The 12,942-nt window shown below is 31.2% G+C and carries 11 protein-coding genes; 10 read left to right on the forward strand and 1 reads right to left on the reverse strand.

What is annotated here, in order from left to right:
- Positions 1–54: 54 nt before the first annotated feature.
- Positions 55–720 carry a PHP-associated domain-containing protein gene (locus ACQY63_RS02370; protein WP_022166122.1) on the reverse strand — a complete coding sequence of 222 codons (666 nt, stop codon included), beginning with the start codon at positions 718–720 and terminating at the stop codon, positions 55–57.
- Positions 721–900: 180 nt separating this feature from the next.
- Between ACQY63_RS02370 and ACQY63_RS02375 the strand changes: the two genes are divergently transcribed.
- The 10 genes from ACQY63_RS02375 to rplU all read left to right on the forward strand — a co-directional run bounded on the left by ACQY63_RS02375 (position 901) and on the right by rplU (position 12,938).
- Complete coding sequence (locus tag ACQY63_RS02375; RefSeq protein WP_022164625.1) at positions 901–2,763, forward strand: TIGR03960 family B12-binding radical SAM protein; 1,863 nt, start codon at positions 901–903, stop codon at positions 2,761–2,763.
- Complete coding sequence (locus ACQY63_RS02380; protein ID WP_428245273.1) at positions 2,744–3,424, forward strand: TIGR03936 family radical SAM-associated protein; 681 nt, start codon at positions 2,744–2,746, stop codon at positions 3,422–3,424. The genes ACQY63_RS02375 and ACQY63_RS02380 overlap by 20 nt, the downstream gene beginning before the upstream one ends.
- The gene (locus ACQY63_RS02385; protein ID WP_428244656.1) at positions 3,417–4,541 is read left to right on the forward strand and encodes a ribonuclease E/G; all 1,125 of its coding nucleotides are present in this window, start codon (positions 3,417–3,419) and stop codon (positions 4,539–4,541) included. The genes ACQY63_RS02380 and ACQY63_RS02385 overlap by 8 nt, the downstream gene beginning before the upstream one ends.
- A gap of 50 nt (positions 4,542–4,591) precedes the next feature.
- The gene (locus ACQY63_RS02390; protein WP_302689791.1) at positions 4,592–6,172 is read left to right on the forward strand and encodes an extracellular solute-binding protein; all 1,581 of its coding nucleotides are present in this window, start codon (positions 4,592–4,594) and stop codon (positions 6,170–6,172) included.
- Positions 6,169–7,932 (forward strand): sensor histidine kinase, encoded by a 1,764-nt coding sequence (locus ACQY63_RS02395; protein ID WP_428244657.1) that lies wholly within the window; start codon positions 6,169–6,171, stop codon positions 7,930–7,932. The genes ACQY63_RS02390 and ACQY63_RS02395 overlap by 4 nt, the downstream gene beginning before the upstream one ends.
- A gap of 107 nt (positions 7,933–8,039) precedes the next feature.
- Positions 8,040–9,485 (forward strand): response regulator transcription factor, encoded by a 1,446-nt coding sequence (locus ACQY63_RS02400; protein WP_428244658.1) that lies wholly within the window; start codon positions 8,040–8,042, stop codon positions 9,483–9,485.
- Between the two features lie 103 nt (positions 9,486–9,588).
- Positions 9,589–10,275, forward strand: a complete 687-nt coding sequence (locus ACQY63_RS02405) for a SanA/YdcF family protein (RefSeq protein WP_022164759.1) — start codon at positions 9,589–9,591, stop codon at positions 10,273–10,275.
- A gap of 57 nt (positions 10,276–10,332) precedes the next feature.
- Positions 10,333–11,535 carry a DUF4317 domain-containing protein gene (locus ACQY63_RS02410; RefSeq protein WP_428244659.1) on the forward strand — a complete coding sequence of 401 codons (1,203 nt, stop codon included), beginning with the start codon at positions 10,333–10,335 and terminating at the stop codon, positions 11,533–11,535.
- Positions 11,536–11,552: 17 nt separating this feature from the next.
- Entirely contained in the window at positions 11,553–12,500 is a 948-nt protein-coding gene (locus ACQY63_RS02415) for an LppM family (lipo)protein (RefSeq protein WP_022164757.1), read from the forward strand.
- Between the two features lie 138 nt (positions 12,501–12,638).
- Positions 12,639–12,938, forward strand: a complete 300-nt coding sequence (rplU, locus tag ACQY63_RS02420) for a 50S ribosomal protein L21 (protein ID WP_022164756.1) — start codon at positions 12,639–12,641, stop codon at positions 12,936–12,938.
- Positions 12,939–12,942: the final 4 nt, after the last annotated feature.

Here is a 12,942-nt window from a genome sequence, read left to right on the forward strand (position 1 = left end):
CAATAATGGGTTTAGACCTTTTATTTATGGAATAAGAAATTTCTTCGTGATTTCTTATATAATCAAATCCTTTGGCAAATTATTTTTTATAAGATTCACATAATCTTTTTCGCTGTTAAATTTTTTCATAACATCAATTCCAGAATTAACAATAGGAATGTGGTGGTTGTCCGCCCCGGCAGTCATTGGCAGATTATATTTTTTTGCGTACATGTATGCCTGGTCGTTTTCGTCCTGATTATTTTTAGCATTAAATATTTCTACGCCGTTTACATAGTTTGGAAATAATCTGATTTCAGGTATATAAGGTCTGTCCCTAAAAGGATGTGCATGAATTACCATGCCGCCGGCATCATTTATCTCCTGAAACTGTTCTTTAATTGTCCAATATTCCATTTCGGGGTGTTCAATCATCCACTGTTTATCTAAACCGTAAATTAGAAAATCCTGACCTTCATAAGTTTCTTCCCAACCAAAGAAAACCTGAAGACCAATTTTATCGCCTGTTTTTTTTGCTTCTTCGTAACCTTGTGCAAACATATTAATTCTATTAATCCAAGGAAAGTTATGAGGGATATTAGAATTGCCTCTAAAAAAATGATCTGTAACAAATATACCTGTATAGCCTAATTTCTTAAATTCTATAGCTGTTTCACTGCCTGAAATAGAAGCACAGGCACTGGCAGCGTTTGTATGTAAGTGAGTTTCGTATTTATACATTGTTTTTTCCTCTATATTTTAATATTTATAAGTATACCATATTTCAGCAAAAAGTTTATGGCAAAATACTACATATAAATTGTGAAAAAACTTAATCTGTATTATAATATAAATACTTGTGTAAAAATTTCGTCATTTTATTTTGATGGGGAAATAATAAACTATTTAAGAGGAGTTTTAATGAGAAAATTAGCACTTAGTGATGAAATACTAATGAAAATAGAAAAGCCATCTATGTATATAGGTGGAGAAGTTAATATGATAAAAAAAGATCCTAAAAAAGTAGACGTTCGATTCGCAATGGCATTTCCTGATGTTTATACAATTGGGATGTCTCATTTAGGAATTCAGATTATATATGATTTATTAAACAGACGTGATGATATTTACTGCGAAAGAGTTTATTCTCCATGGGTTGATTTAGATAAAATCATGCGAGAGGAACACATACCATTATTTGCACTGGAGTCTCAGGAACCTGTAAAGAATTTTGACTTTTTAGGCATTACTCTTCAGTACGAAATGTGTTACACAAATATTTTGCAGTTACTTGACTTAAGCAATATACCGTTTTTGTCAGTTGATAGAAGTGAAGATGATCCAATTGTTATTGGTGGTGGGCCATGCACTTATAATCCTGAGCCTATAGCAGATTTCTTTGATATCTTTTATATGGGTGAAGGTGAAACAGAATATTACCATTTAATTGATTTATATAAAGAAAACAAAGCTAATGGTGGTACAAGAAGAGAGTTTCTTGAAAAAGCAGCAAACATACCATGTATGTATGTGCCTATGTTTTATGATGTTTCTTATAATGAAGATGGAACGATTAAAGAAATGAAATGCAATAATCCTAATATTCAGGATGTAGTAAAAAAAGATATTGTTCTTGATTTTGATAATGTATGCTACCCTGATAAGCCTGTAGTACCTTTTACAAAAATTGTTCAGGACAGATGTGTTCTTGAAATTCAAAGAGGCTGTATTAGAGAGTGTAGGTTCTGTCAGGCAGGTTCGGTGTATAAGCCTTTAAGAGAAAAAAGTCTTGAGACATTAAAAGAAATTGCTCTTACCCAGTTACAAAGTACAGGCCATGATGAAATATCATTAAGTTCTCTTAGTACAAGTGATTATAGCAAGTTAAAGGAATTGATAGATTTCCTAATTGAAGAATGTAAGAAGAAAAAAATAAATATTTCCTTACCTTCTCTTAGAATTGATGCTTTTTCTCTTGATGTTATGAGTAAGGTTCAGGATGTGAAAAAGAGTTCAATTACTTTTGCACCTGAAGCAGGAACTCAGAGAATGAGAAATGTAATCAACAAAGGTCTTACAGAAGAAAATATTTTAAATGGCTGTAAACAGGCATTTATAGGTGGTTGGAATAAGGTAAAATTATACTTTATGTTAGGTCAGCCAACGGAAACAAATGATGATGTAGATGGTATCATGGATTTGTGCGAAAAAATTGCTGAACTTTATTATGAAACAGTTCCAAAAGAAGAACGACATGGAAAGTGCCAGATTACAGCAAGTACCTCATTTTTCGTGCCAAAGCCATTTACACCTTTTCAGTGGGCACCAATGTGTACAGCTAAAACATTTTTAGATAAGGCTCACAAAGTAAATGACAAAATGAAAACTTTATTAAATAGAAAAAGTATCAGATATCACTGGCATGAATCTGACATTAGTATTTTGGAAGGTTTACTTGCAAGAGGTGATAGAAAATTATCAAATACTCTTTTGAGAGTATACGAAAAAGGTGGTATTTATGATGCCTGGTCAGAGTATCACAACAGACAGATTTGGGACGAGGCAATTGAAGAAACTAATATAGACATGGATTTCTATATTACAAGAGAACGTAGCGATGACGAAATATTCCCTTGGGATTTTATAGATACAGGAGTAACAAAGAGATTTTTATTAAACGAATGGCACAATGCTCAAAATGAAAAGGTAACTCCGAACTGTAGAATGCAGTGCTCAGGTTGCGGAGCTGCAAGTTTTGGAGGAGGTGTATGTTTTGAAAATTAGAATTAGATTTGAAAAACAGGGCCAAATGAAATTTATAGGTCATTTGGATATGGTTAGATATTTTCAAAAAGTTATGAGACGTGCCAATGTTGACATTTGTTATTCAGAAGGCTTTTCCCCACATCAGAAAATGTCTTTTGCTGCCCCTTTAAGTGTTGGCGTAATTAGCAAAGGAGAGTATTTTGATATTGAGGTAAACAGCTCTCTTTCAAGTAAAGAAATGATTAAAAACATCAATGCTAAAAATGTAGAGGGTGTAAAAGTTGTAAGTTATAAAGAGTTACCAGAGGGTGCAAAAAACGCCATGTCAATTGTGGCAGGAGCAGATTATTTTGTTTACACAGACTTATTTACCGAAGAACAGGTTAATGACTTTTATGCACAGGATGAAATCAACATTCTTAAGAAAACAAAGAAAAGTGAGAAAATAGTAGACATAAAGCCAATGATTCATGAAATGAAGTTTAATGAAGATGGTATTTTTATGAAAGTATCTCAGGGTAGTGCGGCTAACCTGAAACCTGATTTGGTAATGAGTGCATTAGAACAGTTTAAAGGAGCTAAGTTACCGGAATTTGTTCAATATGAGCGTTTGGATATGTATTGTTTAGAAAATGATAAATTGGTTTCTCTTAGTGAAATTGGAGGAAACATTGAGTAATATTTTAGTAGTATCAAAAGTAAGAAATAAAATATTAGGTTTTCAATTTGAAGAAAATAAATTAAGTAGAATTTATAATTTGGAAAACAAATCTCTTGTTGGAAACATTTATGTTGGTTACGTTAAGGATATTGTAAAAAATCTTAATGCGGCTTTTGTGGAAATTGATGGAGAAAGTAAAGGTTTTTTATCTCTCAAAAATTTTCCTTATAAAATAAAACAGGGTGATAAAATTCTTGTTCAGGTAGCCGGTGATAAGGTTAAGACTAAGGATTATCTTCTTACCTGGAAACTTAATATTTCTGTTGGTAGTGTTATTTTGACTGTTGGAAACAATAATTTTAGCATTTCAAAAAAAATAGATGACAGTTTGTTAAGAGAACAGTACAAGAATAGTTTCTCCCATTTCTGTACTGATGAATATGGTTTTATTTTAAGAACAAATGCCCAAAGCAAAGACTTAAAGAATTTAGAAAATAATATAAATGAAGCTATTGAAATATACAATCAAACAGTTAATAAATTTAATTTCTTAAAGGCTAAAACCCTTGTTTACAAAAAAGATAAACAGTTGGAAGTACTTGAAGATTTTGTATTAAAAAAAGATGGCATGGTTATTACAGATGTTGAGCAGATATATGAAAGCTTGAAAGCAGCTGATATTTGTGCTTCTTTTAACGACGAAAAGAAAATAAATCTTATTAATAAATATTCTTTGGAAAAACATTTGCAAAACAGTTTAAACAGGCATGTCTGGTTGAAATCAGGGGGTTATCTGATAATAGAACATACTGAGGCGATGACTGTAATTGACGTTAACACAGGTAAGGCTGATTTCAAATCAAACAGAGATAAAACAATACAGAAAATTAATGAAGAGGCTGCAAAAGAAATTGCAAGACAGTTGCAAATTAGAAATATATCAGGAACAATTATTGTTGATTTTATTGGTTCAGATGAATTAAAAAACGGAAATCTTATAGCTGTAATGAGGCAGGAAGTTAAGAAAGATTATGTAAGTTGTAGTGTTGTTGATATTACAAAACTTGGTTTAATGGAAATAACAAGAAAGAAACAGGAACAGCCATTATATGAAATATTTAGTGAAGCTAAATGATAATTAAAGTGTCTTTTCTAAAGAGAAAAGTTACGGAAAGGAATTTGCTTATGAGAAAATTAAAAAAAATAGCATATTTATTTTTGACAGTAATTATATGTGTAATATTTATTGGATGTGGAAAAAAAGTCAAAAAAAACTCCACAGTTGATTTGTCATGGTATATTAACTTTTCATGGTTTTCAGGTGACTGGGGAAATAATATGGTTTCAAAAGCTATCACAGAAAAAACAGGTTGCTCCATATCTTTTGTTACACCAACAGGTGATCCTAACGAAAAATTAGATGCAATGATTTCCAGTGATACTTTGCCTGACCTTATAACGTTAGGCTGGTGGGAATCTGGAATTGATCAGATGATAAATGAAGGGAAGGTTTATGCTTTAGATGAACTGTCAGAAAAATATGATACATATTTTATGAAAGTAGTAGATGATGCAGTTGTGAGCTGGCATAAGAGCGATGATGGGCATTTATATAAATATCCAAACTCTGCATGTGCCCCTTCTGATTACAGCAAGTACGATAATTTAGCTTCCAATGAGACTTTTTTAGTAAGAAAAGATATATATGAGGCAATTGGTTCACCAGACATGACAACTCCTGAAGGGTTTGAAAAAGCTGTTGAGAAAGCTGCCAAAATGTATCCTACCGTAGATGGAAAAGAAATGATACCGGTGGGCTGTACCCAGTTTAATGACATAGGTTGTGATTCTTTTGACAATTATCTTTTAGATTTTCTTGCAGTTCCTTATACAGACAAAAATGGTAATGCCATTGACAGACTAAAAGACGAAAGTTATGTTGCATGGCTTAAAACCTATAATCGTCTTGCCCGTAAAGGTTTGTTAAAAGATGATATTTTTGTTGATTCAAGAGCGCAAATGTCAGAGAAAATACTAAATGGTCAGTATTTTTGTATGATTTATCAATACACTGACATGGCTGACCAGGAAAAAGTTTTATACAAAGAAAATCCTGATAGCATTTACATAGCTGTAGATGGCCCGAAAAATTTAAATGGTGATGATTATACACTGCCGGGTACAAGTGTAAATGGTTGGACAGTTACATTAATTTCAAAAAACTGCAAGAATCCTGATAAAGCTATTAAACTTTTGTCCTATTTGATTAGTGAAGAAGGTCAGAAAATGACATGGCTGGGTGTAAAAGGTAAAACTTGGGATTATAATGAAGAAGGCCGGCCTGAAATGAAAAAAGAAGTAAAAAAATTACTATATTCAGACAGAACAACTTTTGATAAAAAATATGGTGCTGATTCATGTTATTGGATGATGCAAAACGATGCAATGGGTGCACAGTGGATTAAAGACGATGAGGATAATCCGGTAACCCAGTTGAAGCAATGGACGTATCCATATACTACCTATGTAGGGCAGTATACAATAACATTTGATGATTCAACAAAAATAGGAAAAACAAAGAATTCAATTGAAGGTTTGTGGGGAGCAACACTTCCTAAATTATTACTGGCAGATAGTGACAAAGAATTTGACAGTATATACAACACGTTTATGAAAAAAAGATACAATATGGGCTTTGAACAGGTTTTAAAGGCGTATACGAAACAGATGAAAATTAACATAAAAAAATTAGGATTGGATAAATGAAGAATAAGAAAATAAGAATTTCATTATGTAATAAAATAATACTTATAATTGTAGTTGCCTTATTTGTATGTACCTGTCTTTGGACATCTGTTATGTTTTTTAATATTTCGAATAATGCCAGAGAAGTAGCATTAACTGACGAAAAAAACAATATGTATAATGTTTCGGCTCAGTTAAAAGATGTTGAAGAAACCTGCTATCTGGTAAGACAGTTAGTTTTGCAGAAAAACAGAATTTTTGAATATATTCAGAAGGTACAAAATAACCAGGATTACAAAGGTGTTAAAAAATTAGATTTTTATAAAAATGAAATTGGCTCAATAGATGCAATGGTAGATATTAATCCATACATATATAATGTTAAGGTTTATGCCAATGCAAATGTTACTGAAAAAGCTCCAAGTTTTTATAAACTTAACCGTTTGCAGCAACAGGAATGGTCAAATAGTTATGAAAATAATAAATGGGTGTTTGATTTTAAGGAAAACAAGTATGGAGTAATCGGTAAAACACGACTGGCAGCTATTATAAAAAATGTTACTGATGAAACAGGAAGATTGGTTGCTGTAGTAGAAGTGTCTACGGAATTAAAAAATTTATTTTTGGACTTTGACAAAAACGATAACAATGAATTTACATGTTTTATTTCAAATAAAGGTGAAGTCTATGCTTCAGATAAAAATAAGAAAACAGTAGATGAGAATATAAATGAAGTTAAACAAATTTGTAAATCAGATAAAAATAATACAATTACAAGAAAATTTAATGGTGAAACATCAATAGTTTCTACAGTATATTCTAATTCTTTAGGTGGAACTTATGTTAGAGTTGTTGGCACAAAGAAAATTGTTAATTCCTATTATAAAAGTCAGCTTCTTTATTTTATAGTTGTATTTCTATCAATGATTGTCTTTATTTTTATTGTGGCAATTTTAATAAAGAATTCTTTTTCAAGATTTAATAACCTAACAAAAGAAGTAAGTGAAATAAAAAATGGCAACATCATTAAATTAACTGAAAAGGGTAATGATGAAATATCAGAGTTAGGTAAACAAATTAACAAAATGGTAGATTCTCTGGAAAAATTAAATGAAGAGAATATTGAAAGACAGTTGCTTGCCAAAAATGCAGAGATACGTTCCCTGCAGAACCAAATTAATGCACATTTTATGTATAATGTTTTGGAAACAATAAAAATGATGGCTGAAATAAAAGAAGAATATGTAATCAGTGACGCAGTTACTACTTTAGGAAATATGTTTAGATATAGTATGAAATGGTCATCAGGAATGGTAGAATTAAAACAGGAAATTCTTAACATACAAAATTATTTAAGCTTAATGAATTTAAGACAGGATTACGAAATCTTTTTGTCGTTAAATGTACCGGCAGAACTTTTACGTATCAAAATTCCTAAAATGTCCTTGCAGCCAATTGTTGAAAATTCCGTAAATCATGGTATCGAGGAAATGGCTGAGGACACTACAATTTACATAAAAGTTTTTAAAGAAGAAAATAATGTTATAATTGAAGTATCTGATATGGGAATTGGCATGAGTCAGGAAAAACTTAATGAATTAATTAGAAGCATTAATTCAAAAGAACAGATTTCGGATGACAAAGAACATGGAAGAGCTTTGTATAATGTTCAGCAGAGAATAAAGATGTATTTCGGAAAAGAATATGGTTTGCAGATTTTTTCTCAGGAAGGTGCTTATACAAAAGTTTCAATATGTATACCCTTTGATGATTCTATGTAATTCTTTTGTTACTTAAGAAACAAGAGTCTTTGTTTTATGGATGTTCATTTCTGATAAAACATTTTTACAAAAAGACTTAAAAAAATTTTGAAAGGTTCGGTATTAATATGAAAACACTTTTATTAGTGGAAGATGAAAAACTAATAAGGCAGGGAATTCGCTCCATGATTGAACGTTCAGGCGTAGATATTGAAGAAATAATTGAGTGTAATAATGGTGAAAAAGCATTAGAAGTTTTAAAAGAACAACCTGTGGATGTAATGTTTACAGATATTAGAATGCCTAAAATGGATGGTATAACATTGGTAGGAGAAGTCCAAAAATTGGATGAAAAACCACTTATAGCGGCAATTAGTGGTTTTGATGATTTTGAATATGCAGTGGAAATGCTTAGAAATGGTGTTAAGGAATATATTTTAAAGCCTGTTGATCGAAACAAGATTCAGGAAGTATTGGAAAAATTTGATAACATAATAAATGAAAGAGAAAATCAGCAGATAAAAAATAAAAAGAATGCATACAGACAACTTCAGTATATGTTATTTTATGATAATGTTACAGACATTGAAATCGAAAATATCTGTTTGATTGTTAACCGTTACATTCCTTTAAATAATTTTGTTGTAATTTGCTTTGGAAAAAAAGATGAAGATATTGATTTAACTGTTACTAACAAATATTATTATGTTCAGGGGCAGGAGCACATGGATGTTATTATATGTAATCCACATTATAAAGAAGAAATTTTAAATAAGCTTGAAAAGCATAATATTGGTATAAGTAATGTTTATTACAATTTTATGGATGTAAAACAGGCATTTTGTGAAGCTGCTGAAATGCGTAGAACAGCATTTGAAACATGTACACCAATTGTGGATGCTACTACATATACAGCAATGGAAAAAGAATACGGTTATGGTGTTAAGTTGATGATGCAAACAGCAAATCTTATCTGTTCAAACAAATTAAATGAAGCTTTGGAGCAGTTGGAGATATTTGTTGAAGGTGTGAAGAATAGAAAGTATCCAATAAATGAATTTCAGGAACAAATGAAGCTTATTATTTTAACTACAATGAAAGTTTACGAGAAATCATTAAAAAACAAGGAACATGAAGTTTTCGAACTTCTTGATATTTTTTCATACCAGAATATTGATGAATACATGGATGTTGTACGTGGTTGGATTAAAGGTTTTGATGAACTGGTAAGTGACAACATTGATGAGCAGAAAACAGGCTTAAAAATGCAAAAAGCCATTGAATACATAAAAGAAAATTATGCTACAGATTTGAATATGGCAGTAGTTTCAAATTATATATCAATGAATTATTCACTTTTTTCATTTAATTTCAAGCAATACACAGGTACTAATTTCGTAAATTATCTAAAGAATTTCAGAGTGGGACAGGCAAAGAAACTTTTAACAGAAACAGATATGAAGGTAAATGAAATTTCAAGAGCTGTTGGTTACGAGCATGAGAAACATTTTATGAAAACTTTTAAGAGTATAACCGGTCTTACACCATCACAGTACAGAAATAATTTAGGTTAGTCTTATAACAGGTTAATCTTATAATACGAAATAAGGACTGTAAGACATAGATAACATAAGAATTTTAACAGTTTTATGTTAGGTAGATAAAAAAGGAGATATTATGAAAAAAGGAAAAAAAAAGATGATAATAAAGATTTTATGTGTAATTATATTTTTAGGCGTAATTGGAACATTAACAGTTGTAGGAATTAATTTATACGTTACAGGTTCTGTAAAAAGCAGAATAGTTACAGTTGAAAAATGTAAGAATTTAGATGCTGACTGCATAATAGTTCTTGGAGCAGGAATCAGAAAAGACGGTAGTCCTACATGGATTTTAGAAGACAGAATTATTGTGGGAGACCAATTATACAAAAATGGTGCCGCATCAAAAATCATTATGTCAGGCGACCATGGCAGAGCCAGCCATGATGAAGTCAATACAATGAAAGACTATGCAATTAATGAAAATGTACCATCTGAAGATATTTTTATGGATCACGCAGGCTTTGAGACTTATGATACAATGTACAGAGCCAAAAATATTTTTGGAGCAAAAAAAGTTGTTATAGTAACTCAAAAATATCATCTATACAGAGCACTCTATATTGCAAAGAAACTTGGGTTGGATGCTTATGGTGTACCATGCGATTTAAGAAAATATAGCAAGAAAATGACTTATTGGCGATTTAGAGAGTGTTTTGCCAGAGTTAAATCATTTGATAAATGCATTACAAAGCCTACTTCTAAATATTTAGGAGACAAAATAGATTTAACAGGCAGTGGCGATGTGACAAACGACAAATAATAATATATATACAATTAATATCATTGGTAAAATAAAAACAGGGACAGGGAGATTATTGTGGACAAGAAATCAATTAATGAATTAAGAAGAAGACTTAAAAAAGACGGTTGTACTTTTACAAAAATGTGCGGCTGCTACATTGACGATAACAAAAATAAAGTAACTAATTTGGACGAAATATTTTTAAATCTTGAAGATGAAGAATACTTTAAATATTTAGAAATTGCAAAAAAAGTTTTGTCAACAAACGTGGGAAATAATATTTTAGAACTTAATTTCCCATTAGAAGAAGAAAAGCCGGGTGGTCATCAGCAGTTTCTTTTAGGACTAAAGAAAAGTGGTTTGAAGGATCAGGGGCTTCTTGATACTTTTTACGATATGGTAATTGAAAAATACAATTCTCTTGGCAATTACTTAATTTTATTGTTCCATGACGTATACGATGTTATGACAAAAACAACAGATAACAATAAACTTGATGAGTCAGAAGAAGTTTACGAATATATAATTTGTGCCATTTGCCCTATGGTTTTATCAAAGCCGGGACTTGGCTATAACAAGGATAAAAATAAAATAAGCACATTAAATCGTGAGTGGTTTGTGGGAATGCCCGAAACAGGTTTTGTTTTCCCGGCATTTATTGATAGAAGCAGTGATATTCACTCAGTTTTAATGTATACTGCCGACTCAAAAAATGTTCATACAGATATGATTGAAGATATTCTTGGTTGTAGAGAAAAATTAACATACGCTCAACAACAGGACGTTCTAACAGACATGGTACTTGAAGTTACAGGCGAGGATATGGTAAAAGATGTAATGGATACTGTAAACATTGAACTTGCTCATGTTTCAGACGAAAATCCTGAATCTTACGTGTCAAAAGAACATATAAAAAGTGCTTTAGAACATGCCGGTATTGCCGAAAACAAAGCTGTAAATATTGGTGATCAATATATGGCATCAATTAATACAGAGGAAGTTCCTTTAATTGGCGACATTGTTCCAAACAAAGCACAAAAAATCGTTAAGGACAATAATGAAAAAGAACTTCTCAAAGAAGAAATTAAAGATTTAAATAGAAAAATTGCCTCAATTGAAGAGACAAATGATAACAATGAACAATTAACCGTTGATGAAGGTGAAATAATAATCACTGTTAATTCAGAAAAGAAAGAGTTGATTCGAAGAGAAAACATTGACGGTGTTAATTGTGTGGTTATTCCGGTTTCGGAATCTGACCACGTAAAAATAAATTAATTAAAGGAGGAGGTTATATGAAAAATCGTATAACAAAAATTGCAGCATTATTATTAGCTGTAATTATGGTATTTACAGGCTGTGCACAGGTTGATTTAAACATGAAACTTAATTCAAACGGCACAGGTAATGCAGAAATGCTAATCACTATTAATAAGTCACAGGCAAACGAAACGCTTAAAAAAATGGGGGCAACTGATTCCCAGATTAATGATTTTTGGAGAGAATATCAAAATCAGCTTAAAAAAAATACCGCATCAAGCAATGTAACATATAGTGAGGAAGTTATTGATGGAAAATCTTACATAAAACTTCAGAACAAGCAAACATTAAGAAAAGGCAAGCTGACTGTTGACTATGGTGCAGGTCCAAACAGTTTTTTATCAACTGAAACAGTTTATCAGTTAATTAAACCTGAAACTGTAGACAGTGCTGCGGATTTATCTGCAGTAAACACAGATGATATTGAAATGAATATTACATTTACTTTCCCAAAAGAAATTGTATCAACTAACGGTACATTATCTGCAGATAAGAAAACAGTATCATATAAGGTGGCATTAGACAAAACAACAGAACTTTTTGCTACAACAAATAAAAATGAAACAATGGCAAGTGTTAAAGCAAAAATTAAGAAGGCAAACACAATTGCAAATACAAAAATAACTAAAACAAAAGTTAAGAAAACTTCAGCTAAGGCAAAGACTACATCGGCTACAATTAAATTCAAGAAAGTAAGTGATGCAGTTTCTTATGAAGTTCAGTGTTCAACAAGTAAAAAGTTTACAAAGGCTAAAACTTTAACTACAAAGAAAACTTCTTATACAGTTAAGAAACTTAAAAAAGGCAAGAAATATTATGTAAGAGTTAGAGCTAAGAAGTTGAATCTTATTGAAGAGGATGTTTATAGCAAGTGGGTAAAAAAATCTTTTAAGATTAAGGCAAGTAAAAAAACAAAAAAATAAATAAAAAACAACGAGAAAAAAATTGACAAGTAAATTAGTGTATGCTATTATACTATGGTATGCCGCTCAGTGTGGTTATAAGCATTGCTTTTGCAATCACCGAAACTGGCGAGTAATGAGTAATAGGAGGTGCCCATAATGTACGCAATTATAGCAACAGGTGGTAAACAGTACAAAGTTTCAGAAGGCGAAACTATCAAGGTAGAAAAGCTTGGTGCTGAAGCTGGTTCTAAGTTTACTTTTGATCAGGTTCTTTATGTTGACGGTAAGGTTGGAAATCCAACAGTTGAAGGAGCTACAGTTGAAGCTACAGTAGTTGGAGATGGTAAGGCTAAGAAAGTTATCGTTTACAAGTATAAGAGAAAAACTGGTTATCATAAAAAGAATGGTCATAGACAGCAGTATACAGCAGTTACAATCGATAAGATTAACGCTTAATCAG

The organism is Eubacterium sp. Marseille-QA0814, assembly GCF_965119675.1.
In the GTDB taxonomy this organism is placed as follows: domain Bacteria; phylum Bacillota; class Clostridia; order Lachnospirales; family Lachnospiraceae; genus Eubacterium_G.